The organism is Streptomyces sp. NBC_01257 (assembly GCF_035917255.1).
Classification (GTDB): Bacteria; Actinomycetota; Actinomycetes; order Streptomycetales; family Streptomycetaceae; genus Streptomyces.
In genome coordinates this window covers 5,566,254-5,590,374 of sequence record NZ_CP108472.1, presented here as the reverse complement: position 1 = coordinate 5,590,374, position 24,121 = coordinate 5,566,254, and the positions used below count along the sequence as shown (strand labels likewise).

17 protein-coding genes and 1 riboswitch are annotated in these 24,121 nt (G+C 72.9%); of the genes, 7 read left to right on the top strand and 10 right to left on the bottom strand.

The window, feature by feature from the left end; genetic code table 11:
• Positions 1-38 precede the first annotated feature (38 nt).
• Positions 39-1,403 carry a helix-turn-helix domain-containing protein gene (locus OG408_RS24325; RefSeq protein ID WP_326671926.1) on the top strand — a complete coding sequence of 455 codons (1,365 nt, stop codon included), beginning with the start codon at positions 39-41 and terminating at the stop codon, positions 1,401-1,403.
• Between the two features lie 153 nt (positions 1,404-1,556).
• Here OG408_RS24325 and sucD read toward each other — a convergent pair whose 3' ends face one another.
• The 7 genes from sucD to OG408_RS24290 form a co-directional block, all read right to left on the bottom strand.
• Entirely contained in the window at positions 1,557-2,441 is an 885-nt protein-coding gene (gene sucD, locus OG408_RS24320; RefSeq protein ID WP_266781834.1) for a succinate--CoA ligase subunit alpha, read from the bottom strand.
• Between the two features lie 21 nt (positions 2,442-2,462).
• Positions 2,463-3,644, bottom strand: coding sequence for an ADP-forming succinate--CoA ligase subunit beta (gene sucC / locus OG408_RS24315; protein WP_326671924.1), 1,182 nt, complete (start codon positions 3,642-3,644; stop codon positions 2,463-2,465).
• Between the two features lie 328 nt (positions 3,645-3,972).
• Entirely contained in the window at positions 3,973-5,133 is a 1,161-nt protein-coding gene (locus tag OG408_RS24310; RefSeq protein ID WP_326671922.1) for a hypothetical protein, read from the bottom strand.
• Between the two features lie 107 nt (positions 5,134-5,240).
• A complete protein-coding gene (locus OG408_RS24305) occupies positions 5,241-6,224 on the bottom strand; it encodes a hypothetical protein (protein WP_326671920.1) in 984 nt (327 codons plus the stop codon).
• Positions 6,225-6,329: 105 nt separating this feature from the next.
• On the bottom strand, positions 6,330-7,472 hold the full coding sequence (locus OG408_RS24300) for a vWA domain-containing protein (RefSeq protein WP_326674588.1): 1,143 nt from the start codon (positions 7,470-7,472) through the stop codon (positions 6,330-6,332).
• Positions 7,473-7,708: 236 nt separating this feature from the next.
• Positions 7,709-10,153, bottom strand: a complete 2,445-nt coding sequence (locus OG408_RS24295) for a DUF5682 family protein (protein WP_326671919.1) — start codon at positions 10,151-10,153, stop codon at positions 7,709-7,711.
• Entirely contained in the window at positions 10,150-11,262 is a 1,113-nt protein-coding gene (locus OG408_RS24290) for an ATP-binding protein (protein ID WP_266781824.1), read from the bottom strand. The genes OG408_RS24295 and OG408_RS24290 overlap by 4 nt, the downstream gene beginning before the upstream one ends.
• 117 nt (positions 11,263-11,379) lie before the next feature.
• Between OG408_RS24290 and OG408_RS24285 the strand changes: the two genes are divergently transcribed.
• Positions 11,380-12,873 (top strand): SWIM zinc finger family protein, encoded by a 1,494-nt coding sequence (locus OG408_RS24285; protein ID WP_326671917.1) that lies wholly within the window; start codon positions 11,380-11,382, stop codon positions 12,871-12,873.
• Between the two features lie 17 nt (positions 12,874-12,890).
• On the top strand, positions 12,891-14,534 hold the full coding sequence (locus tag OG408_RS24280; RefSeq protein ID WP_326671915.1) for a DUF5691 domain-containing protein: 1,644 nt from the start codon (positions 12,891-12,893) through the stop codon (positions 14,532-14,534).
• A gap of 94 nt (positions 14,535-14,628) precedes the next feature.
• On the opposite strand, the gene OG408_RS24275 is transcribed toward OG408_RS24280, so the two are convergent.
• Entirely contained in the window at positions 14,629-15,036 is a 408-nt protein-coding gene (locus OG408_RS24275) for a cobalamin B12-binding domain-containing protein (protein WP_266781818.1), read from the bottom strand.
• 384 nt (positions 15,037-15,420) lie between these two features.
• On the opposite strand from OG408_RS24275, the gene OG408_RS24270 reads away from it, so the two are divergent.
• Both OG408_RS24270 and OG408_RS24265 read left to right on the top strand, forming a co-directional pair.
• Entirely contained in the window at positions 15,421-16,332 is a 912-nt protein-coding gene (locus OG408_RS24270; protein ID WP_442806141.1) for an esterase/lipase family protein, read from the top strand.
• 261 nt (positions 16,333-16,593) lie between these two features.
• Entirely contained in the window at positions 16,594-18,150 is a 1,557-nt protein-coding gene (locus OG408_RS24265; RefSeq protein ID WP_326671913.1) for a M23 family metallopeptidase, read from the top strand.
• 99 nt (positions 18,151-18,249) lie between these two features.
• Here OG408_RS24265 and pcrA read toward each other — a convergent pair whose 3' ends face one another.
• Entirely contained in the window at positions 18,250-20,688 is a 2,439-nt protein-coding gene (gene pcrA / locus OG408_RS24260; protein WP_266781814.1) for a DNA helicase PcrA, read from the bottom strand.
• Positions 20,689-20,947: 259 nt separating this feature from the next.
• A riboswitch (cyclic di-AMP (ydaO/yuaA leader) is annotated at positions 20,948-21,113 on the top strand.
• On the opposite strand from pcrA, the gene OG408_RS24255 reads away from it, so the two are divergent.
• Positions 21,112-22,281, top strand: coding sequence for a C40 family peptidase (locus OG408_RS24255; protein ID WP_266781812.1), 1,170 nt, complete (start codon positions 21,112-21,114; stop codon positions 22,279-22,281). Its footprint overlaps the riboswitch before it by 2 nt.
• 78 nt (positions 22,282-22,359) lie before the next feature.
• Here the strand turns inward: OG408_RS24255 and OG408_RS24250 are convergent, their stop codons facing one another.
• Complete coding sequence (locus OG408_RS24250) at positions 22,360-22,713, bottom strand: hypothetical protein (protein ID WP_136327614.1); 354 nt, start codon at positions 22,711-22,713, stop codon at positions 22,360-22,362.
• 355 nt (positions 22,714-23,068) lie between these two features.
• Here OG408_RS24250 and OG408_RS24245 point away from each other — a divergent pair, with 355 nt between their 5' ends.
• Positions 23,069-24,115 (top strand): C40 family peptidase, encoded by a 1,047-nt coding sequence (locus OG408_RS24245; protein ID WP_326671910.1) that lies wholly within the window; start codon positions 23,069-23,071, stop codon positions 24,113-24,115.
• The last annotated feature ends 6 nt before the right edge of the window (positions 24,116-24,121 follow it).

The following is a 24,121-nucleotide window of genomic DNA, read 5'->3' as shown; positions in this document are numbered from 1 at the left end:
TACTTTTTCACCCAGTGCAGGCCGGGCGGGGGGACCTCATGACACAGAGCACGACCGGCACGGCCGCTGCCCACCCGCTCCCCTCACCCAAGGAGCGACGCAGGCTGCGGGAGGCCAGGTCACTGAGTGAGGAGCAGGTCGCAGCGGCCGTGGGCGTCACCCGGGCCACGGTCCGGGCCTGGGAGACGGGCCGCACCAGCCCGCGCGGACGCAAGCGTGCGACCTATGCGCGGCTGATCGGAACGGGTGGCACCCGGCCCGCCTCACGGCCCTCCCTCGTCAAGCGGGGCACACCGAACACCCGGACGAAGGATGCCGGGCAGCCGGCGGCATCCGCACCCCCGACCCGCCCGCCGACCCCTGTCGAAGCACCCGGGAGCGACGTCATGAACCCGACCGAGCCCGGCACGACCGCGCCCGAGGGGCCGGAGGCGACAGTGGCGCCGGAGGCACCCGAGACCCCCGAGGCGACAGGGGCGACAGGGGCGACGGCGGAATCAGTAGGGGGTGGCGAGAGCGACACGGCCGATGCGGCCGATGCGGCCGGTGCGGTCGAAGGCGACGACGAGGTCGAAGCGGGCGGGCCCTCCCCCGCCGAGGCCTTCGACGCCCTGTACCAGCACACCGCGGCCGCGCTCTTCCGCCAGACCTACCTGCTGACCGGCCGCCGCGCCCTCTCCCGGGAGGCCGTCGGCAAGGCCTTCGAGCTGGCCTGGCAGCGCTGGCCCGAGGTCGCCGTGGACCGGGACCCGGTGGGCTGGGTCCGGGCGGCCGCCTACGAGCACGCGATGTCGCCGTGGCACCGGCTGCGCCGCGAGCACCGCCATCCCGATCCGCCGCCCGAGGCGCCGGGCCCGCGCGCCCTGCTCGACGCGTTGCTGTCCCTGCCGCCCTCGTACCGCCGCACCCTGCTGCTGTACGACGGCGTAGGACTGGGGCTGCCGGAGACCGCGGCGGAGACGGAGGCGAGCACTCCGGCGGCGGCGGGGCGGCTGATGACCGCACGGGCCGCCGTCACCGAGCGGCTGCCCGAGCTCGCGGAGCCGTCGGAACCCGCCGGGCAGTCCGCGGTGCTGCATGAGCACCTCGGCGCGCTCGCCCGCGCCCAGCCCGCGTCCTCGCTGCCGGTCCCGGAGCTGATCCGTACGGGCAGTGAGCGCAAGGCGCAGCTCTGGACCCGGGCCGCGATCGCGTTCACCGTGCTGCTGATCGGGCTGACGCTGATCACCCTGGCGACGGCCCCGACGCGGTACGAGACGCCCGAGTCACCCGCGCAGAGGGTGGGCGGGGTACCGCCGGTCGGCGGTCCGCAGAAGCTGACGCCGCAGGACAGGAAGCTCCAGAAGAAGCTCGGCGGCGAGCTGGGACGCGGTACGCCCCGGCTGGTCCCCCGGGCCGGCTGACCCGGCGCGTCCGGGAAGCGGAAGCTCCCGGCACGCAAAGACGCGGGCCCGTACCCCGGTGGGGGTACGGGCCCGCGTCTTGTGCGGAACACGCGTCCGCGGTGCGCTCAGCACACGTCGAACGAGTCGAACGCGTCAGGCGCGCCGGACGCTTCAGGCGCCGAGGATCTCGCGCGCCAGCTTGGCGGTCTCGGTCGGCGTCTTGCCGACCTTGACGCCGGCGGCCTCAAGGGCCTCCTTCTTCGCCTGCGCGGTGCCGGAGGAGCCGGAGACGATGGCGCCGGCGTGGCCCATGGTCTTGCCCTCGGGGGCGGTGAAGCCCGCGACGTAACCGACGACCGGCTTGGTGACGTTCTTCGCGATGAAGTCCGCCGCACGCTCCTCGGCGTCGCCGCCGATCTCGCCGATCATGACGATCAGGTCGGTCTCGGGGTCGGCCTCGAACGCCGCGAGGGCGTCGATGTGCGTCGTACCGATGACCGGGTCGCCACCGATGCCGACGGCGGACGAGAAGCCGATGTCACGGAGCTCGTACATCATCTGGTAGGTCAGCGTGCCGGACTTGGACACGAGACCGATGCGGCCGGGCTTGGTGATGTCGCCCGGGATGATGCCGGCGTTGGACTGGCCGGGGGTGATCAGGCCGGGGCAGTTCGGACCGATGATCCGGGTCTTGTTGCCCTTGGCGTTGGCGTACGCCCAGAAGGCGGCCGAGTCGTGGACCGCGATGCCCTCGGTGATCACGACGGCGAGCGGGATCTCGGCGTCGATCGCCTCGATGACGGCGGCCTTGGAGAAGGCCGGCGGCACGAAGAGGACGGACACGTTCGCGCCGGTCTTCTCCATCGCCTCGGCGACGGAGCCGAAGACCGGTACCTCGGTGCCGTCGAACTCGACGGTCGTGCCGGCCTTGCGCGGGTTCACGCCGCCGACGATGTTGGTGCCGTCGGCGAGCATGAGCTTGGTGTGCTTCATGCCCGTCGCGCCGGTCATCCCCTGGACGATGACCTTGCTGTCCTTGGTGAGGAAGATAGCCATGGTGGTCTGAGTCCCTCTTCCTTACTTCGCAGCCGCGGCGAGCTCGGCGGCCTTGTCGGCCGCGCCGTCCATGGTGTCCACGCGCTGGACCAGCGGGTGGTTGGCGTCGGAAAGGATCTTGCGACCCAGCTCCGCGTTGTTGCCGTCAAGGCGCACGACGAGCGGCTTGGTGACCGCCTCGCCCTTGGTCTTGAGCAGCTCGAGCGCCTGGACGATGCCGTTGGCGACCTCGTCACAGGCGGTGATGCCACCGAAGACGTTGACGAACACGGACTTGACGTCCGGGTCGCCGAGGATGATCTCCAGGCCGTTCGCCATGACCTCTGCGGAGGCGCCGCCACCGATGTCGAGGAAGTTGGCGGGCTTCACGTTGCTGTGGTTCTCACCGGCGTACGCGACGACGTCCAGGGTCGACATGACCAGACCGGCACCGTTACCGATGATGCCGACCTCGCCGTCGAGCTTGACGTAGTTGAGGTTCTTGGCCTTGGCGGCAGCCTCGAGCGGGTTGGCTGCGGCCTTGTCCTCGAGCGCCTCGTGACCCGGCTGACGGAAGTCGGCGTTCTCGTCGAGAGACACCTTGCCGTCCAGGGCCAGGATGCGGCCGTCCTTGGTCTTCACCAGCGGGTTGACCTCGACGAGGAGCGCGTCCTCGGCGACGAAGGTGTCCCACAGGGTCACCAGGGCCTCGGCGACACCCTCGGCCACGTCGGCCGGGAACTTCGCCTGGGCCACGATCTCGCGGGCCTTGACGATGTCGACGCCGTCCACGGCGTTGACCGGGACCTTCGCGAGGGCCTCGGGGGTCTTCTCCGCGACCTCCTCGATGTCCATGCCGCCCTGCACCGAGGCCATGGCCAGGAAGGTGCGGTTGGTGCGGTCGAGGAGGTACGAGACGTAGTACTCCGCCTCGATCTCCGGAGACAGCTCGGCGATCATCACGTTGTGGACCGTGTGGCCCTTGATGTCCATGCCGAGAATGTCGGTCGCCCGGGCGACCGCCTCGTCGGGGGTGGCGGCCAGCTTCACGCCACCGGCCTTGCCGCGGCCGCCGACCTTCACCTGCGCCTTGACGACGGACTTGCCGCCCAGCCGCTCGGTCGCCTCGCGGGCTGCCTCAGGCGTGTCGATGACTTCACCGGCCAGCACCGGTACACCGTGCTTGGCGAAGAGGTCCCTCGCCTGGTACTCGAACAGGTCCACGCGCGTCCGTCCCTTATCAAATGGTCTCGCGGTTGGTTTTCTGCGTGGGCGTGCCGCGAGGGGCAACGTGACTGCTCTGTCACTAGGGAGGCGCACACGGTGACCGAATACGCGGCATGTCCATCTCGCAGGTTATCCCCGAGCCCCGCATGACCCTAAATCGCAGCTGGCACCTGGGCGGTGATTACGGTCACAGATCGCCCTGGTGGCCGGGTCGCAGTGGACAAAACGGCACGTGGGGAGTGCCGGGCGCCGCCCGGCGGACCGGGCGGTCCCCCTGGTCCGGACCGGAGAGGGTCCGGAGCGTACGGGAGACCGCCCGCCGCTCTCAGATCCCCTGGAGCGGGTACGCCGGAGCCGTGACGGAGTGCGCCGGGGACAGCGCGGACACCGCTGCCGGGGCCGACGACACGGTGTCGGAGACGTACGCGGGGGTGACCGAGGTCAGCCCCTGGGAGCCGTACGCCGCGTGCGCCACCGTCGGACGGGCGTCGTCGCCCACCGTGGAGACGAGTCCGCCCGCGAACGGCCGGGCCTCGGAGCCGACGCCCTCGGCGAGCGGCATCACCTGGGCGGTGACCCCCTGCGCGAACGGGGCGACGGCATCCCCGGTCAGCCCCTGGGCCAGCGGCCGGACCTCGGAGACGACCCCCTCGGCGAACGGCTGGACCGAGCCGGTCACTCCGTACGCCAGCGGCTGGACCTCGGTCGTCACGCCCTGGACGAAGGGCGCGGCGGCCCGCGTCACGACCCCGTCGGCGAACGGCGTGACCTCACCCGTGACTCCCTGGACGAGGCCGGAGACATCACCGAGCGCCTGCCCGACCACCGGCAGTACGGCGGAGACGACATCTGCGGCGACGGGCGGCAGCACGGCGTCGGAGGTCTGTCCGACGACCGGTGCGGCCTGGGTGAGAGCACCTTCGGCGGTGGACCTGGTGGTGTCGAGCGCGTAGGGCGCAGCGGTCCGGACGTAGTCCCGGCCGATGTTCTGGCCGATGTCACGGCCGATGTTCCGGCCAGCGTCCTGTCCGGCGTTCTGGCCGTAGCCGGGGAGCTGCTCGATCGGGCCGAAGAGGTAGTCGACGGATGCTTCGGGGGTGGGGGTGCCGACGGTCCCGATGGGGTCGGTGGCGGTGGCGGGGATGGCGTCGGTGGCGTCGGGGATGGTGTCCGCTGCGTGGGCGGGTGCGTGGCCGGCCGCGGTGCTCCGGGCGGTGGACGCGGCGTCGGCGGCCTTCGCGCGGGCGGTGTCGGCGGTGTCCCGGAGGCCTTCGGCCTTGGTGACCGCGTCGGCGCCGTCGATGCCGCCGAGGGTGTCGGTCAGGCTGCTCACGTCGGCCGCATCGGCCACGTCGGCCGCGTGGTCGGGGGTGGACAGCGGGAGGGAGACGGGCAGTTCGTCCGCACTGGCGGCGGCGGTACCGAGGGCCCACATACCGGTGGCCGTGGCAGCGACGGCTATGGAACGGCGGATGTTCTTGTGCATGGGTGTGTCAGATCCTTCGAACGTGTTCGGCGGTCCGGAGTACGTCCGGACGGCGGGCAGACCTGTTCCGCCCCCGCGCGGCAGGTCGGAGCGGGGAACGGGCTGCCCTAGCCGGGAAATTCGAGGATGTCGCCGGATCTGTCACGGACCGGCGCCGTGGTGGCCGGCAGGCCGGCGCCACGGACGAGTCCGAAGGAGGTTCCGTCCGCGAGCGGAACGGCCTGCTGGTCTCCGCCACGGGGCGGGTGGACCTCGGCGGGCGCGGAATGCCCCCGGCCGTCGGCGGGCCCGAAGGGGCCCCGGTGCGCGGGGCGGTGGTCCCCGGCAGCCGCCCGGTGCGGAGCGGCCGCCGTGTCGCGCGACGCGGAATATCCGGGCGGTACGGGGGCGGTGCGGGACAACGCCGTGGTCACGGGGCCCGGCGCGGCCGGGTGACCCTGCGCGGCGTCGGTGTCCGCACCTGCGTCTCCGTCCGGGGACGGGTCGGCCGACGGCGCCTCCGGGGTGACCGGCAACGCCGGTACCGGCAGCGGCAACGGCAGCGGCCATGCGACCGGGAGTGCCGACGCGATGTCGTGCTGGATGTCGCGCCTGATGTCGCGCAGGCCGGTGCCCGCCGAATCCACCGTCTTCTCGACGACCCGGCCGACGGGCCGGGCCGCGGGCCGGACGGCCTCGCCGAGGACGGAGGGCACTTCCCGTACGGACTGCGTCCCCGGTACGGACTGCTCCTTCGGCACGGGGCGCGCCTCCCGTACGGGCTGCGCCTCCCGCACCGGCCGTGCCTTCGACGCCGGCTGCTGCGCCTTCCGCACCGGCCTCGTCTTCGGCACCGGCTGAGGGGCAGTCACCGGTGCCACCGCATCCGCGGCAGCATCGCGCGTCTGCTGCCGGACGTCCTGGACCTGTTGCACCAGCGGGTGCTGGTCCGGCTGCCGGTCCGGCTGCTGCTCCGCGTGGGCGCGTGCGCCGAAGAGCAGGCCCAGTGCGAGCAGCCCGCCGAGGAACAGCGCCACCTGCAACGCTCGGCGGCCGGCCGCTCCGCGCCGGAGGCGCGGAGCGGTGGCGGGACCGGCGGCTGCGGTGGTCACGGGGGAAGCGAGCCCTCTCAGGATGGCGGGGACCGCGGAATGCGTGCCTCCGCGGACGTCGGGACGATGCTTGCACGAGTCGCCCGGGGTCACGCAAGTCCCTTGTTACTGATGGGTCTCCTTGTCCGGTATGGGCAGGGGTCGTTTCTCGATCGCGGCCGCCATCACGTCCGGGAAGAGGTCCGGGGTGCAGGCGAAGGCCGGAGCCCCCAGGGCGGAGAGTGCCGCTGCGTGGTCGCGGTCGTAGGCGGGCGCGCCCTCGTCCGAGAGGGCGAGCAGGGTCACGAACTGCACGCCGGACGCCTTCATCGCGGCGACCCGCTTCAGCATCTCGTTGCGGATACCCCCCTCGTACAGGTCGCTGATGAGGACGACGACGGTCTCGGCGGGACGGGTGATCCTGGACTGGCAGTAGGCGAGCGCCCTGTTGATGTCGGTGCCGCCGCCGAGCTGGGTCCCGAAGAGCACGTCGACGGGATCGTCCAGCTGGTCGGTGAGGTCGACCACCGCCGTGTCGAAGACGACGAGTCTGGTGCGCAACGTGCGCATGGAGGCCAGCACGGCGCCGAAGACCGAGGCGTACACGACGGACGCCGCCATCGAGCCAGACTGGTCGATGCAGAGGATGACGTCCTTCTTCACGGACCGCGCGGCCCGCCCGTAGCCGATGAGCCGCTCGGGGACGATCGTGCCGGCCCCGTCCTCGCCGGGGAGGGTCAGGTAGTTCTTGAGGTTGGCCCGGATCGTGCGGTCCCAGTCGATGTCGTGGTGGCGCGGCCGGCTGACCTTCGCCGAACGGTCCAGCGCACCCGTGAGCGTGGCCCGGGTGCGGGTGGCGAGCTGCCGCTCCAGTTTCTCGACGACCTTGCGGACAACGGCCCGTGCGGTCTCCTTCGTCGTCTCGGGCATCACCTTGTTGAGCGAGAGCAGGGTGCCGACAAGATGGACGTCCGCCTCGACGGCCTCCAGCATCTCCGGTTCGAGCAGGAGCGCGGAGAGGCCGAGGCGGTCGATGGCATCACGCTGCATGACCTGGACGACGGACGTGGGGAAGTACGTCCGGATGTCACCGAGCCAGCGGGCCACGGACGGGGCGGAGGCCCCGAGTCCGGCCGTACATCCCGCGCCGCCCCGGCCGCCGGGCCGGCCCCCGCCCTCGTACAGCGCGGTCAGTGCGCCGTCCATCGCGGCGTCCCGGCCGGTGAGGGTGCATCCGGTGCCCTGCTCGCTGTCCGCGCCCAGCACCATGCGCCACCGCCGCAGCCGCTCCCCGTCGCCGCCGGTCACACCCGCCTCTGCGGACGCGGGCGTTGTCGCGGACCCGGTCGCGGACCCGGTCGCGGACCCGGTCGCGGACCCGGTCGCGGACCCGGTCGCGGACTCGGTATCGGGCTCGGTATCGGGCTCGGTCGCGGACTCGGCCGCCGTCGTGGTCGCGGACACAGCGGGCGCGGACGCGTCCTCGGTCGATCCGTCGTTCGTCGTCATCCCGTGGCCCCCAGCTCTTCCTCATCGTTGTCGGGTGTCACCGTCACCGTCGCCGTCACCGTCACCGTCGCCGTCGCCTTCGCGGCGTCCAGGCCGAGCAGCAGGCGCAGCACCGGTATCACCGCGTCCGCACGCGGCCCGTCGAGGACCGGTCCGAATCCGGGGGCCGTGGAGGCGTGCCCCGGCACCCCTCCGGAGTCCCGGCCGCCCGTGCCGGTGGCGGCGGGGCCGCGCCGGACGAGTTCGCCGAGCGTGCGCCGCACGCCCGGCTCGTACGCCGAGAACGTGCGGCGCAGCAGTGGCAGCACATCGGTGAAGGTGTCCGCGGAAACCCCGCTGAGCCAGGAGTCGACCAGGGCGAGCAGCTGCTCGTCGTGGACCAGGAGCATGCCGCCGCCGGCCGCCCCGCCGACGAAGCCCTCGATCCATGCTGCGGCGTCGGCGGGCGGTGTGCCGGGCGACAGGGCGAGCCCCATCAGCCGGGCGGCCTCGTCCTGCGCGAGGTGGCCGTCGTCGAGCAGCAGCCGGGTGGCGCGGCCCCGGATCACTCCCGCGACGGTGTCCCGGGCGGCGAGCTTGTGCAGCACGGCACGCCAGCGCTCCCGGAGCCCGTCCGCGGTCGCCGGTACGGCTCCGGCGAGCAGTCCGATCGCCGTGTGGACGCCGTCCACCTGAGCGCGCAGCGCGGCCGCCCCGTCGGCGTCGAGCCCGGTGCAGGCGGGCGGCAGTCCGACGCAGATCCGCTCCGCGAGGCCGGCCGCGACCTCGCCGAGAGCGGCGGTGTCCGTCGAGCGGACGTCCCCGTAGCGCAGGGTGCGGGCCAGGGCCGGCAGGGCGTCGGCGAGGTGGCCGACATCGGCGTCGAGTGCGGCACGGTCGGCGAGGACCCGCATCACGACGGGCAGCGCTTCGGGCAGTTCGGCGAGCAGGCACCGTTCGGCGAGGGCGGTCACCTCGGCGAGGGCGGTGGCCGCCAGGGCCTCCGACTCGGCGCGCGCGGTGGCGGCGGCGAGCACGGTGGTGCCCCATACGCCCGCCTCCGCGACCCGTACGTACAGCTCGGGCTCCCATCGCAGCCGCCAGCTCTCCCGGAAGGTGCCGGTGCTCCCCCGGCCCGCGGCGGGTTCGCCCCAGCCGACGCCGAGGAGGCGCAGCCGGTGCAGCAGCCGGCTGCGGGCCGCGTCGGTCTCCTTGCGGAGGTCGAGCTCCAACTCCCGCTCGGACGCCTCGGGTTTGAGCCGGAGGGTGCGCTGCTGCCGGTTGAGGTCACGCTGCAGCGGCACGGCCGGGGCATTGTCGGGCACTTCGCCGAGGGTCACGCCGACGACGAGGCGGTCGCGGACGAGGGCGAGCGGCACGTCGGAGCCCTCGCACATCACGGCGCGCACGGCGTCGGTCGTCTCGCTCAGTCCGGCGAGCGGCCGGCCGCGCATGGCGGCGAGGGTGTCGGCGAGCCGGACCGCCTCGATGACATGGGCGCTGGACACGAACCGGTCCTCGTCGCGCAGGAGTCCGGCGACCTTGGTCATCCAGCGTTCGATGGGGCGGTCCGGGGCGTCGAAGAGGTGCCCGTACCAGCCGGGCGAGTCGATCCCCGCCCCGTAGCCGCTGTGCCGGGCGAGCCGCTGGTGGGTCCAGGGCACCCAGGTCAGCTCGGTCTTGACCTTGGGGAGGCCCTTGAGGAGGGCACGGTCGGCGGTGAGCGTCGTCCTCGCTTCGAGCGCGGGCACGTGCCAGGCGCCGCAGACCACGGCGAAGGCGCCGCCGAACTCCTTGCGTGCGGCGCGGAGCTGGACGCGCATGTACGCCTCGCGGACCGCGTCCCTGGGGTGCCCGCCGTCCCCGTACACCTCGCGCAGGGCGGTCATCGCCTCGCCGACCGCGGCGAAGGCGGCCAGCGGGTCGGCGACGGCCTGGGAGCCGCCGGTCACTGTGCCCGGCAGGCCGGGAACGCGGTGCTCGACGACGTCCTCCCACCAGCGCTCGGGGTCGTCGTACCCCGCCGTCTCGGCCAGCACCCGGATGGGGTCGACGGGCACGAGCCGCGTCTCGTCGTCCTGTTCGGCGCCCTCCCCAGGCCGCCCGGCCCGCTCGCCCTCCTCCTCCATGGCCAGCGAGTGCGCGGCGGGCAGGTCGATGAAGCGGACCGGGACGCCATGCGTCAACGCCCAGCGGATCGCGACCCATTCGGGCGAGAACGCGGCGAGCGGCCAGAAGGCGGCCCGCCCCGGGTCGTCCACCGCGTGGGCGAGCAGGGCGACGGGCGGCCGCATCTGCTCGTCGGCGGCGAGCGGCAGCAGGGCGTCGCCCTCGGGCGGGCCCTCGATGAGCACCGCCTGCGGCCGCGCGGCGTCCAGGGCGGCGCGGACGGCGCGGGCCGAGCCCGGCCCGTGGTGCCGCACCCCCAGCAGCAGAGGCCCCGCGGGCTGGGTGCCGGTCATACGGAGACCTCACGGCAGGCTCGGTAGAAGTCCTTCCAGCCGTCCCGCTCGCGCACCACGGTCTCCAGATACTCCTGCCAGACCACCCGGTCGGCCGCCGGGTCGCGGACGACCGCGCCGAGGATGCCGGCGGCGACGTCCCCCGGGCGCAGCACGCCGTCGCCGAAGTGGGCGGCGAGGGCCAGGCCGTTGGTGACGACGGAGATGGCCTCGGCCGTGGACAGGGTCCCCGAGGGGGACTTGAGCTTGGTCCGGCCGTCGGTCGTGACGCCGTCGCGCAGCTCGCGGAAGACGGTGACCACGCGGCGGATCTCCGCGAGGCCCTCGGGTGCGGCCGGCAGGTCGAGCGAACGGCCGACCTGGTCGACGCGGCGGGAGACGATGTCGACCTCCGCCTCGGGGGTGGCGGGCAGCGGCAGCACGACGGTGTTGAAGCGGCGGCGCAGCGCGCTGGACAGTTCGTTGACCCCGCGGTCGCGGTCGTTGGCCGTGGCGATCACGTTGAAACCGCGGACGGCCTGGACCTCCTGGCCCAGCTCGGGCAGGGGCAGGGTCTTCTCCGACAGGATCGTGATCAGCGAGTCCTGGACGTCGGCGGGGATGCGGGTGAGCTCCTCGATCCTGGCGGTCATGCCCTCGGACATGGCACGCATCAGCGGGCTGGGCACCAGCGCGTCACGGCTGGGGCCGTGCGCGAGCAGCTGCGCGTAGTTCCATCCGTAGCGGACGGCCTCCTCCGGGGTTCCTGCGGTGCCCTGGACGAGGAGGGTGGAGTCGCCGCTGACAGCGGCCGCGAGGTGCTCGGAGACCCAGGTCTTGGCGGTGCCGGGCACGCCGAGGAGGAGCAGCGCCCGGTCGGTGGCGAGCGTGGTGACGGCGACCTCGACCAGGCGGCGCGGGCCCACGTACTTCGGTGTGATCACCGTGCCGTCGGGCAGGACACCGCCCAGCAGATAGGTGGCGACGGCCCACGGGGAGAGCCGCCAACGGGCGGGACGGGGGCGGTCGTCGGCTGCGGCGAGCGCCTTCAGCTCCTCGGCGAAGGCGTCCTCGGCATGCGGGCGCAGGGCCTCGGCGCCAGCGACTGCGGTGGTTTCGGACACGGTCATGGATCCCCCTCCAGATCGGTCGACCCGATGTGCTTCCCACCGTGCACCATGCCACTGACAATCGGCCTTCCCGCAGGTCAGGGCCCGTTGTCAGTGGTGCGGCCTAACGTCGTTCCCATGCTGCTGACTGACGGGGGAGAACCCTTGGGCGCCGCTGCTCCGGCGGCGCGCTGGACGGTGGAGCAGGTCCTGGCCCTGGCTCCTGACGACGCCTCACGCAAGGCGGGGAACAAGCTGGGTTCGGCCGGTTGGTGGTCGGACACCGGAGAGGACGCTTCGGGTGCGGTGTGGGGGCTGTGCCGGGGCAGCGGAAGCAAGCCGTACCGGACGGTGGTCGACACCACCGGTCCGGCGTACACGTGCAGTTGCCCCAGCCGGAAGTTCCCGTGCAAGCACGCGCTGGGCCTGCTGCTGCTCCGCGCCTGCGACGGTCCGGCGCCGGCCGCCGGCGATCCGCCCGACTGGGCCGGTGAGTGGCTGGCGGGCCGTCGCGCCCGCGCCGCCGCGAAGGCCGGGTCCGCGGCCACGGCGGGAGCCGACGGCGGTCCGGCGGGCGTCGGCCCGGCCGATCCCGAGGCCGCCCGGCGCCGCGCCGAGCGCCGTGCCACGCGGATCGACGGCGGTGCGCAGGAGCTGGAACAGCGCCTGACCGACCTGTTGCGCGGCGGGCTGGCCGCGGCCGAGCAGTCGGGGTACGGGCTGTGGGAGGAGACGGCGGCGCGCATGGTCGACGCGCAGGCGCCCGGTCTGGCGGGCCGGGTGCGGGAGTTGGGTGCGATACCGGCCTCCGGTCCGGGCTGGCCGGTCCGGCTGCTGGAGGAGTGCGCGCTGCTGCACCTCCTGGACACGGCGTGGCTGGGCATCGACCGGCTGCCGCCGCCACTGGCGGCGACGGTCCGCACCCGGGTCGGCCTGACAGCCCCCGCTGAAGGGCCGCCGCTCCGTGACCACTGGCTGGTCCTCGCGCAGTACGACACCCCCGACGGCAAGATCGTCAGCCGCCGCATCTGGCTGTACGGCAGGGAGTCGGGCCGCACCGCGCTGTTGCTGTCCTTCGGCGCCGCCGGGCGCTCCCCCGCACAGGCTCTGCCGGTGGGGGTCACGCTCGACGCCGAGCTCACGCCCTACCCGGGTTCCGGACAGCTACGGGCCGAGCTGGGGCCGCAGTTCGGCCTGACCGCACCGGCCGCACCGCCTCCGCCGGGGGTCCCGGTCACCGAGGCGACCGCCGCGTACGGGCGGGCCCTGGGCGACGATCCATGGCTGGAGTCCTGGCCGGTGACCTTGCGCGATGTCATACCCGTGCCGTCCGCGGACGGCTGGCAGCTGGCCGACGCGGAAGGGGGCGCGGCCCTGCCCGTCGCCTCCGCCGCGGTGGCGCGGCCGGCGCTCTGGAAGCTCGTCGCGCTCTCGGGCGGCGGCCCGCTCACCGTCTTCGGCGAATGCGGCCACCGCGGCTTCGACCCGCTCGCGGCCTGGCCGGCCGGAAGCGAGGGCGCCGCCGCAGCGACGGAGTCCGTTACTCACCCCCGGGCAACCGGCGCGACTACGACCGCCGTCGCGACCGCCACCGCCTCTCCCACCACCGTCGAGACCGTGCCGCTCATCTGACTCCTGGAGGAGGAGCGATGCCTCGTACCACCGCACCTGCACCCTCACCCGCACCCACGCTCGCGTCCACGCCATGGGAGGAGCTCGTCACCTCGGCGCTGCTCGGCACGGACCGCCGCCCGCCGGGGACGGCTCCCGGCACCGGACCGGACGGCGCCGCCGCCGCGCTCCTGGATGCCGCCGCTCTGCACACCGTCCGGCGCCGGGCGGGGCTGCTGCCCGCCCCCGCGCGCCCCCGGCCCGGTCCCGCGCCCGCCGACCCACGACCGCCCCTGCCGCAGGCCGCCCGGAGCCGGCTCGCGCAGCTGCTCGCGGACCGGGCGGCGTCGAACGGCTCGGGCGGCAGGCGCGGTTCGGCCCCCGATCTGACGGAGCTGATGCCGCAGTGGCTCGCCGCCGCCAACCGGCACGGCTACCGGGCCCCGGACGCCGCGCTGCCGCCCCTGCTGGACGCGGCCCGGGCGCGGACGGATCTGCGCCCCCAGGCCCTGGCGTTCGCCGGGCCGCGCGGGCTGTGGCTGGCCGGGCTGAACCCCGACTGGAAGTTCGCCCTGCGCGGCGCGTCCGGCAGCGCCCTGCTCCCCGAGGTGACGGACCGGGAGGCGGTGGGCCGGCTCTGGGAGGAGGGCCTGTTCGCCGAACGGGTCGGGCTGCTGTCGGCCGTACGGGCCCATGACGCGGAAGCCGCGCGCGCCCTGCTCGCCACCACCTGGTCCGCGGAACGGGCCGAGGACCGGCTCATGTTCATCGACTCCCTGCGCACCGGGCTGTCCGGGGCCGACGAGGAGTTCCTGGAGCAGGCCCTCGCCGACCGCAGCCGCAACGTGCGCGCCACGGCCGCCGAGCTGCTGTCCGCACTGCCCGGATCGGCACTGGCCCACCGGATGGCGGACCGTGCCCTGTCCTGTGTGAGTCCCGGACTGACGGGCACCGAACCGTCGGTCGCGGTGGAGGCCCCGCACGAGTGCGATGCGGCGATGCAGCGCGACGGGGTGGTGGCGCTCCCTCCCTCGGGCCGGGGCGAGCGGTCGTGGTGGCTGGGCCAACTGGTGGAGTCGTCGCCGCTGGGGGTCTGGCCGAAGCGGTTCGGCGGGCGTGGGCCGCGGGAGATCGTCGCGCTGCCCGTGGCCGACGACTGGGGCGAGGAGCTGCACGCGGCCTGGTGCCGGGCAGCCGTGCGGCAGCGGGACCCGGAGTGGGCCCGGGCGCTGCTCGGTGCCCCCTCGACGCCCCCGTCGAACGGCCCGGGCACGGCGTCGCTCGCCGAGCGGTCGAAGCTCCTGGCCGTGCTGCCCGCGGCCGAACGGGCCGACTGGGTGGCCGGGTTCATCGCGGCCCACGGGCTCTCGGAGGCGTTCCAGCTGCTGGGTGTCTGCCCGACCCCGTGGGCGGATCCGCTCGGGCGGTCCGTCGTCGACGCCCTCGACATCGCGCGGGACGCGGGCAGCTACCCCTGGAGCTTCAGCGGGGTGATGGGCCTCGCCGAGCGCTGTCTGAACCCGGCCGAGGCGGACCGGCTGGAAGTCCTCACCACCACACCCGACGAGCCCGCGGACGCCTCACCGGGTGCGAACGGCTACTGGTCGGAGGCGTTCCAGCGCCTGGTCTCCACGCTGCGGCTCCGTGCCGCGATGGACCGGGAGCTGACTCCGGACGGCTGAGAGCCCGCGGCCCGCGGCCCGCAGCCCGTGCCCTCGGGCCGCGGGGCCCGCCGCCCGCACCGGCAGCGCCGGGCCCTCACCGCCCGAATCGGGCTCAGGCCGCCTGGCGGACGTTCGCGTTGACCCAGTCGACGATCGCGACCGTCGTCGCGCCCGGGGTGAAGATCTCCGCGACACCCTGCTCCTTCAGCGGCGCGATGTCCGCCTCCGGGATGATGCCGCCGCCGAAGACCTTGATGTCCTCCGCGTCGCGCTCCTTGAGCAGCTCGATCACCTTCGCGAAGAGCGTGTTGTGCGCACCGGAGAGGATCGAGAGGCCGATCGCGTCGGCGTCCTCCTGGATCGCGGTGTCCACGATCTGCTCGGGTGTCTGGTGGAGCCCCGTGTAGATGACCTCCATACCGGCGTCGCGCAGTGCCCGCGCGATCACCTTGGCCCCGCGGTCATGGCCGTCGAGGCCCGGCTTGGCCACCACCACACGGATCGGACCGGTCACACCCATCACTGCCTCCACATGCGTCTCCCGTGCCTGAAGGGCCGGGGATGTGAACGAACGTTATCGACAGCATCCCGCAAGCCGCCGTTTCGCGGTGGACGGGGAGGGGGAAATCACACGTGGGACAAGTTCACCGGGCACCGTTCCCGCAGCATGCGGCACATCCGCCGTGCGGGACCGGCCGCCGGGGGAGCCGCGACGAGGTCGTCGTACCACCGTGCCGTCAGCCGCACGGCACGGTGGTACGGCTCACCGGCCGGCCGGGCCCGGACCACCTCCGAAACGGCGCCCCACGAGGGCATACGGGGCAGGGAGCCGCTTTTCCCCGGGTGCCGGAGCAGGAGGTCGACCGTGAAGACCCTGCCTTTTCTTCCCCTACTGCTGCGCCGGCTGTGCGCCGGCACCACCTGGCTGCCGTCCGGCCGTCCGCTGTCCACCCGCCTGCCGTCCGTCCGGATACCGTCCGCCTGGCTGTCCGCCGCCCTGCTGAGAGCGACCGCCCTGGAAGCGGTGGTGCTCGCCGGGCACGCACTCCTGTACCCCACCGGAATCGCGGATGAGCGGCGCCCCGCACCCGGACCGACCGGCCCGCCGGACGACTCCCCCGCATCCGGACCCGCCCCCGCCCCCGCAGGAACCACCGCACTGCCCGCCGCCGCGCCTCCCGACCGGCCGCCCGTCGTGCTTCTGCACGGTTTCATCGACAACCGTTCCGTCTTCGTCCTGCTGCGCCGCTCGCTGTCCCGGCACGGATGGCGCCACCTGGAGTCGCTGAACTACTCCCCGCTGACCTGCGACATCCGCACGGCCGCCGAGCTGCTCGGCCGGCACGTCGAGGAGATCTGCGCCCGCACCGGTCACCGCGAGGTCGACATCGTGGGGCACAGCCTGGGGGGCCTGATAGCGCGCTACTACGTACAGCGGCTGGGCGGTGACCGCCGGGTCCGCACCCTCGTCACCCTCGGTACGCCGCACGCCGGCACCGCCGTCGCCCCGCTGGCCGGCGCCCACCCCATCGTGCGCCAGATGCGCAGCGGCTCCGTACCGATCGAGGAACTGCGGCTGCCCGCGCCCGGATGCCGCACCCGGTTCGTCAGCTTCTGGAGCGAGCTGGACCAGGTGATCGTCCCGGCGGAGGCGGCCTGCGTCGACCACCCCGACCTCGACGCGGTGAACGTCCGCGTGAGCGGGATCGGCCATCTCGCCCTGCCCGTCCACCCCGCCGTGGCGGCCGGCATCCGCCAGGCGCTCGACGCGCACGCCTCGGCCCACGGTTCCGCCGGCGCCGCCTCCGTGGCGTGAATCTGCCGGATTCCGGAAGCCGAACGCCGTCCGGTCAGTGCTTCACCCTGCCCACAAATAGAACGGGTTTCGAACATAGAGCCAAAGCTGTGTGAGCAGCCCGGCGAAAGGCGGCCGATTGCCCGTTTCCTGAGCGCCCGGGGGCCGCCGAAGATTGTCGGCGTCACGTACCGCCGGGTACAGTCGCGGCCACTGCTTTCCCCCGGAGTCCCCCACCGGACCCCGGACACTGGTCCTGCTGCCGAGGCGAGAGAGACGTTGGTGAACGACCAGCCCCCACACGCCGGGTACGCCGGATACGACAGCCACTCCACGGGCAGCTTCGACAGCGACCCGCTCTTCGGCTCCCTCCCCGGCGGCTACGACGGTTCGTACGACACGACGGCGGGCTACGACGCCCCCTACGGCAGCGGGCAGGCCGGGTACGCCACCCCGTACGACACGACCCAGTGGGACACCGGCGCGCACCACACGGCCGACTACGGCCACCCCGCCGACTACACGGCCTACGCCGCGCAGCCCCAGCAGCACCCCCCGTACGGCTACGACGCCGCCCCGCAGTACGACACCGGCGCGACCTGGCTGCCGACCGACGGCTACGCCCCGACGATCCCCGCCCAGGCCGGCACCCCGGACTCCTCGGGCCAGTGGGACACCACCACCTGGTACCCGAACGGCCAGTGGGCAAGCACCGACACGGCGGGATACGACACCGGCGCGTACGACGCGACCGCCTGGAACACCGGCGCCACGCCCGAGCACGAACAGCAAAGCGTGCAAACCGCGACAGCCCCGGGCGAAGCCGAACAAACGGCCCAGCATCCGTACGAGACGCATGAAGCGCACGAGACGTACGCGGCCTACGGGACGTACGAACCGCAGGCCTCCTTCGATCCGTACGAGTCCTACGCCCCCGAGGCCGCTCCCACCCCCGAAGACGCCCCCGAGGCGGAGGCCGAGGCGGACGACCACGCTCAGGCCCACGACAGCGCGGCCCCGGACCCGGATCCCGTCCCGGGCGACCGCCACCGCACCGCGGCCCGCCCGGTCACCCGCGGCGGTGGCGGCAGCCGCAGCCGGCGGCGCTCCCCCGCGAAGCGTTCCGCGCTCCTCACCGTCGCCGTTCCCTCCGCCTGTGTGATGAGCGTGGCGGGGATCGCCGCGGCCTCCGTCGGCGGAATGGGCGGTGGCGAGGAGAAGAAGCAGGACGACACGATGTCCATGGCGGCCGCCGACCCCGGCACGGTCAAGCCGGTCGCGGCCAACAACAAGCTGGACACCCAGCTCGCCAACCTCAGCGCGGACGCGGAGAACTTCGCCGACCGCGCGAGCCGCACCCAGGAGCGCATCGACCTGAAGGAGCGGCAGGCCGCCGAGAAGAAGAAGCGCGAGGCCGAGGCCGCCCGCAAGGAGGCGCTGCGTCCCAAGTACGTGATGCCGGTCAAGCAGCACGGCCTCAGCGCGTACTTCGGCCAGGCGGGCGTCAACTGGATGTCGGTGCACACGGGCATCGACTTCCCCGTGCAGTACGGCACTCCGGTGATGGCCGCGACCGACGGCACCGTGCGCACGCAGTTCAACACCGCCTACGGGAACATGGCCATCGTCACCATGGCCGACGGCACCGAGACCTGGTACTGCCACCTCAGCAGCACCCGGATCCGCTCGGGCTCCGTCAAGGCCGGGGACGTCATCGCGTACTCCGGCGACTCGGGCAACTCGACCGGCCCGCACATGCACTTCGAGGTGCGGCCCGGTGGCGGCGCGGCCATCGACCCGCTGCCCTGGCTCCGCAGCCACAACGTCGACCCGACCTGAGACCGGCCGGCCCAGGCCCCGCCCGAACCGCCCGAACCGGCCGGAGCACGACAGCGGCCGGAGGGCGGGGCCCGGAGCGCGGAGCGCCCCGGGCGCGCGCTACAGCTTCTCGACCGGTGCGTACCGCAGCAGCAGCTTCTTCGGGCGTTCGTCCCCGAAGTCGACCGTGGCCTTCGCCTGGTCCCCGATGCCCTCGACCGCCGTCACCGTGCCCAGACCGAACTGGTCGTGGGTGACCCGGTCGCCCGCCACCAGCGTGATCGTCGGCTTGTCCGAGGTCCGCCGGGTCGCGAAGCCCGAGGGGCCGGAGCGGGCGCGGGACGCGGAGAGCGACGAGGTGATGCCGGACGTCGGTCCCGCCGGGGCCGCCATCGGGCCCTTGCGCTTCCACTCCAGGTGCTGGTCCGGGATCTCCTCCAGGAACCGCGACGGCGGGTTGTACGAGGGCTGGCCCCAGGCACTGCGCATCGCCGCGCGGGTGAGGTAGAGCCGCTCGCGGGCGCGCGTGATGCCGACGTACGCCAGCCGGCGCTCCTCCTCCAGCTCCTTGACCTGGCCCAGCGCCCGCATGTGCGGGAAGACGCCGTCCTCCATGCCGGTCAGGAAGACGACCGGGAATTCGAGGCCCTTCGCGGTGTGCAGCGTCATCAGCGTGACGACGCCGGAGCCGTCCTCGTCCTCGTCGGGGATCTGGTCGGCGTCGGCGACGAGCGCGACCTTCTCCAGGAACTCGGCGAGCGTGCCCGCGCCCTCCTCCTCCGCCCGCTCCTGCTCGAACTCGAGGGCGACGGACGCGAGCTCCTGGAGGTTCTCGATGCGGGTCTCGTCCTGCGGGTCGGTGGACGCCTGGAGTTCGGCGAGGTAGCCGGTCCGCTCCATGACGGCCTCCACCACGACCGCCGGTCCGGCGCCGGACTCCACGATCGTGCGGAGCTCCTCCATCAGGGTGTTGAACCGCCGCACCGCGTTCGACGAGCGGGCCGCCATGCCGTACGCCTCGTCGACCCGGCGCAGTGCCTGCGGGAAGGAGATCTTCTCGCGCATCGACAGGGCGTCGATCATCGCCTCGGCCCGGTCGCCGATGCCGCGCTTGGGCACGTTGAGGATGCGGCGCAGGGGGACGGTGTCCTCGGGGTTGGACAGGACCCGGAGGTAGGCCAGGACGTCCCTGACCTCCTTGCGCTCGTAGAAGCGCACTCCGCCGACGACCTTGTAGGGCAGGCCGACCCGGATGAAGATCTCCTCGAAGACACGGGACTGGGCGTTCGTCCGGTAGAAGACGGCGACGTCTCCCGCCTTCGCGTCCCCGGCGTCCGTGAGCCGGTCGATCTCGTCCGCGACGAACTGCGCCTCGTCGTGCTCGGTGTCCGCGACGTAGCCGGTGATGCGGGCGCCGCTGCCGGCGTTGGTCCAGAGGTTCTTCGGGCGGCGGCTCTCGTTGCGCTCGATGACCGCGTTGGCCGCCGACAGGATCGTCTGCGTGGAGCGGTAGTTCTGCTCCAGCAGGATCGTGGTCGCGTCCGGGTAGTCCTCCTCGAACTGGAGGATGTTGCGGATGGTCGCGCCGCGGAAGGCGTAGATCGACTGGTCCGCGTCACCCACGACGCACAGCTCGCCCGGGGCGTCGGCCTCGCCGGACGGGCCGACCAGCTCCCGTACGAGCGTGTACTGGGCGTGGTTGGTGTCCTGGTACTCGTCGACCAGGACGTGCCGGAAGCGGCGGCGGTAGTGCTCGGCGACATCGGGGAACGCCTGGAGCAGGTGCACCGTCGTCATGATGATGTCGTCGAAGTCCAGGGCGTTGGCCTCGCGCAGCCGGGCCTGGTAGAGCGCGTAGGCCTGGGCGAGCGTCTTCTCGAAGCCGTCCGTCGCCTGTCCGGCGAAGGTCTCCTCGTCGATCAGCTCGTTCTTGAGGTTCGACACCTTGGCCGTGAAGGACTTGGGCGGGAAACGCTTCGGGTCGAGGTCGAGATCGCGGCAGACCAGGGCCATGAGGCGCTTGGAGTCGGCGGCGTCGTAGATCGAGAACGACGAGGTGAAGCCGAGCCGCTTGGACTCGCGGCGCAGGATCCGCACGCACGCGCTGTGGAAGGTCATCACCCACATGGCGTTGGCCCGCGGGCCGACGAGCTGCTCGACGCGCTCCTTCATCTCGCCCGCGGCCTTGTTGGTGAAGGTGATCGCCAGGATCTGGCCGGGGTGCACCCCGCGCTCGGCCAGCAGGTGGGCGATGCGGTGGGTCAGCACCCGGGTCTTGCCCGAGCCGGCCCCGGCGACGATGAGCAGCGGGGACCCGGCGTGCACGACGGCGGCGCGCTGCTCGGTGTTCAGCCCGTCGAGCAGCGCGGCGGCGTCGATGACCGGGCGGTGTGCCCCGTCGCGGTAGTACGCCTCGCGGGGCGGCGGGGGGCCGTCGAACACGCCCGCGAAGAGGTCCTCCGGCACCGCTTCGGGTGCGGAGTCCTCGGGGGGCGGCGGGGGCCCTTCCTCCGTGTGCTGGAGGCCGGTCAGGAAGCTGTCGTCAAAGAGGCTGCTCATCGCCTCCCGAGTCTAGGCGTGCGCACTGACACTCCGGGCCCGAGTGACGAACAGCGCACCCGCGGCCGGGCACGCAGAGCGAGTGCCCGACCGCGCCGGGTGGACGGTCCCCCGGCCCCACCTGCCCCGCGACACCCCGCGACGCCAAGGTCACGAAAATGTATCGGGCATATCGAACATCAACCTTCACAGGGACACCATGAGTTGGCTAGCGTGCTCGTTCGGGCGGCCCGTACCCCCAGAGGCGATCCACGCCGAGCGGGCGTCCACGCCGAATCCGGGCTGCTCCCGCAGAAGTCCGGAACCGGGGACCCACACGCAACACCGGGGTGAATCGGTCCGCATCCCCCACCAGGACCGTAGGGCAGCCTTCCGTTCCGCCCGAACCCGACAGCTAACCCGGTAGGCGGTCCACGGAAGGAGATGCCGGCCTTGGCGTCGCATCGCAAACCACGCACCCGCGTGCGCACCACCGCCCCGGCCGTCGGGCTCACCTCGGCCGCGCTGGCCTCGGTGACCCTGCTGTCCTCGCAGAGCGCGCTGGCCGCCCCGGCGCCCAAGCCGAGCATCGAGGACGTGCAGAAGAAGGTCGACGACCTGTACCGGCAGGCGGGTACGGCGACCCAGCAGTACAACCAGGCGAAGGAGGCGACGACCGGGCAGCGCGCCAAGGTGGACACCCTCCTGGACGACGTCGCCGCGCGCACGGCGAAGCTGAACGAGGCGCGCAGGACGCTCGGCACCTATGCCGCGGCCCAGTACCGCGACGGCGCCCTTGCACCGACCGCCACCTTCTTCCTGGCCAACGACCCGCAGTCGTTCTTCGACCAGACGCACCTCATGGACCGGATGGGCGAGCGCCAGCAGCAGGCCGTCACGGACTTCCGTACGCAGCAGGCGAAGGCGTCCAAGCAGCGGGCCGAGGCGGTGGCGAGCCTGGAGACGCTCACCGAGTCGCAGGCGACGCTGCGCACCAGCAAGCAGAACGTGCAGACGAAGCTGACCGAGGCCCGCACACTGCTGTCGAAACTGACCGCCGAGGAGAAGGCGCGGCTGGCCGAGCTGGAGCGCAAGAAGGAGGCGGAGGCCAAGCGCAAGGCGGCGGAGCTGGCGAAGAAGCAGGCAGCCGCGAAGGCCGAGGCCGAGCGCAAGGCCGAGGAGGCCGCCAAGGAGGCCGGCAGCGGCACGGGGACGGGCAGCGGAACCGGGACCGGCACAGGTTCGGGTTCGGACGCCGACGCCTCGACCAAGGCCGAGAAGGTCCTCGCCTTCGCCCGGGCGCAGATGGGCAAGCCCTACGTCTGGGGAGCGACGGGCCCGTCCTCGTACGACTGCTCGGGGCTCACCCAGGCCGCCTGGAAGGCCGCGGGCGTCGACATTCCGCGGACCACCTGGGACCAGGTCAATGTGGGCACCCGGATCGCCACGGAGGATCTGCAACCCGGTGACCTGGTGTTCTTCTACGACGACATCAGCCACGTCGGCATCTACAAGGGCGACGGGATGATGATCCACGCGCCGAAGCCGGGGGCGAACGTGCGCGAGGAGTCGATCTACTACATGCCGATCTACGGGAGCGTGCGCCCGGGCTAGGACGGCACCGCACACGAAGGGCTGTGGCCCGGACCGCCGGGGTCCGGGCCACAGCCCTTCGTGTGTCCGTGATCCGGCTCAGGTCCAGAGCGTGGCGATGAAGATGTTGACGATCGTCAGTCCGCCGACCGCCGCGAAGAGGCCCTTGTCGACCTTCTCCTCGTCGCGCTTGACGTAGACGAGTCCGAGGATCACGACGAGGATCAGCAGCTTGATGCCGATCTTGACGTTGTTCACGGGGTGGTCGTCGGCCTGGTCGAGCCCGACCAGGGCGATTCCGGTGACGAGCATGGTCAGCGCGCCGTGCAGCATGGCCGGGACGAACCGTGCCGTGCCCGCCCCCATCGCCTTCATCTGGGTGAGGAAACCGCCCAGCAGAGAGGCGATCCCGATGATGTGCAGGGCGACGAAGACATCGATGAGTACACGCATGGCTCCGGAGCCTAGCCCCGGCCATATCAGCACTCCGCAGCCAGGTGAGGCTTAGTGACCGCTTGACCGATAAATGCACCAATTGCCTTACTCTGGTGCAATTTTTCCGATCGTCAGGCGACAACGCAACGCCAAATTCAGACAATAGGCGCCATTACAACTCTTTCCCGTGTCCCGGGTTTAGCGTCCCTTCCCAGGTGACCGGCACACCGCCGATCCGTACCCGGACGGCGTTCCCGGTCACCCCGCCGGGGTCCGGCGGCGGGCCGCTCCCCCTGTTGGCGGCCCACCGCCGGACCGGGCGGGCCCGTCGGTAGGCCCCGGCGGGCAGTCGAAAGGAAGGACGCCCGCCCTCGTGGCAGCGCACCGGAAACCCAAGCAGCGCCCCTACACCGGCTCTGCAGCCCGCACAGCGGCGACGCTCGCCTTCGCCGGGGCCGCGACCGCCGCCGCGCTGCCGGGATCCGCGCACGCCGATCCGGCGCCGACGACCGCCCAGGTGAGGGCCGAGGTGGACCGGCTGTACCGGGAGGCGGAGGTCGCCACCGAGCAGTACAACGGCGCGAAGGTGAAGGCGGCCGCCGTCGCCAGGTCCGTGGACGCGCTGCGGGACGAGGCCGCCCGCAGGACCGAGCGGCTCAACGCCGCACGCGAGGGCCTCGGTTCGTACGCCGCCGCGCAGTACCGCGCGGGAGGCCTCGACCCCGCGCTCCAGCTGGCGCTCTCCTCCGACCCCGACCAGTACCTCCAGCGCGCCTCGTACGTGGAACGGGCCGGCGAACGGCGGGCCACCGAGGTCCGCACCGTGCAGCGCCAGGTCGCCGACGTCGCGCAGGTGCGCGCCGAGGCCGCCGGGCAGCTGTCCGAACTCGCCACCCGCCAGGCGGCCCTGAAGAAGCACAAGGCAACGGTCCGCGCCAGACTCGCCGAGGCCAGGCGGCTGCTGGCCGGCCTCTCCCCTGCCGAGCGCGCCTCCTACGACGCCTCGGAGAGCGGCCGCGGCGACGCCCACGCCGACCGCAGCGCCCCGCGCGGCGCCGGCCGGGCGCCCAACGCCCGCGCCGCCGAAGCGGTCGCCTTCGCGTACACCGCGCTCGGCAAGCCGTACGTCTGGGGCGCCACCGGCCCCTCCTCGTTCGACTGCTCCGGGCTCACCCAGGCCGCCTGGCGCGCCGCGGGCGTCTCGCTCCCCCGGACCACGTACACCCAGATCAATGCGGGGCAGCGCGTCCCGCGCTCCGAACTCGCCCCCGGTGACCTGGTGTTCTTCTACTCGGGCATCAGTCACGTCGGCCTGTACATCGGCAACGGCCAGATGATCCACGCCCCGCGGCCGGGCGCCCCGGTCCGCATCGCGCCGATCGACCAGATGCCCTTCGCGGGAGCGGCCCGGGTGGCCTGAACGACC

Coding starts and splice junctions, on each gene's coding strand:
- OG408_RS24325 (WP_326671926.1), top strand. CDS start 39: ATGACACAGAGCACGACCGGCACGGCCGCTGCCCACCCGCTCCCCTCA.
- sucD (WP_266781834.1), bottom strand. CDS start 2,441: ATGGCTATCTTCCTCACCAAGGACAGCAAGGTCATCGTCCAGGGGATG.
- OG408_RS24310 (WP_326671922.1), bottom strand. CDS start 5,133: ATGCACAAGAACATCCGCCGTTCCATAGCCGTCGCTGCCACGGCCACC.
- OG408_RS24300 (WP_326674588.1), bottom strand. CDS start 7,472: ATGGTGCTGGGCGCGGACAGCGAGCAGGGCACCGGATGCACCCTCACC.
- OG408_RS24295 (WP_326671919.1), bottom strand. CDS start 10,153: ATGACCGGCACCCAGCCCGCGGGGCCTCTGCTGCTGGGGGTGCGGCAC.
- OG408_RS24290 (WP_266781824.1), bottom strand. CDS start 11,262: ATGACCGTGTCCGAAACCACCGCAGTCGCTGGCGCCGAGGCCCTGCGC.
- OG408_RS24285 (WP_326671917.1), top strand. CDS start 11,380: ATGCTGCTGACTGACGGGGGAGAACCCTTGGGCGCCGCTGCTCCGGCG.
- OG408_RS24280 (WP_326671915.1), top strand. CDS start 12,891: ATGCCTCGTACCACCGCACCTGCACCCTCACCCGCACCCACGCTCGCG.
- OG408_RS24275 (WP_266781818.1), bottom strand. CDS start 15,036: ATGGGTGTGACCGGTCCGATCCGTGTGGTGGTGGCCAAGCCGGGCCTC.
- pcrA (WP_266781814.1), bottom strand. CDS start 20,688: ATGAGCAGCCTCTTTGACGACAGCTTCCTGACCGGCCTCCAGCACACG.
- OG408_RS24255 (WP_266781812.1), top strand. CDS start 21,112: ATGCCGGCCTTGGCGTCGCATCGCAAACCACGCACCCGCGTGCGCACC.
- OG408_RS24250 (WP_136327614.1), bottom strand. CDS start 22,713: ATGCGTGTACTCATCGATGTCTTCGTCGCCCTGCACATCATCGGGATC.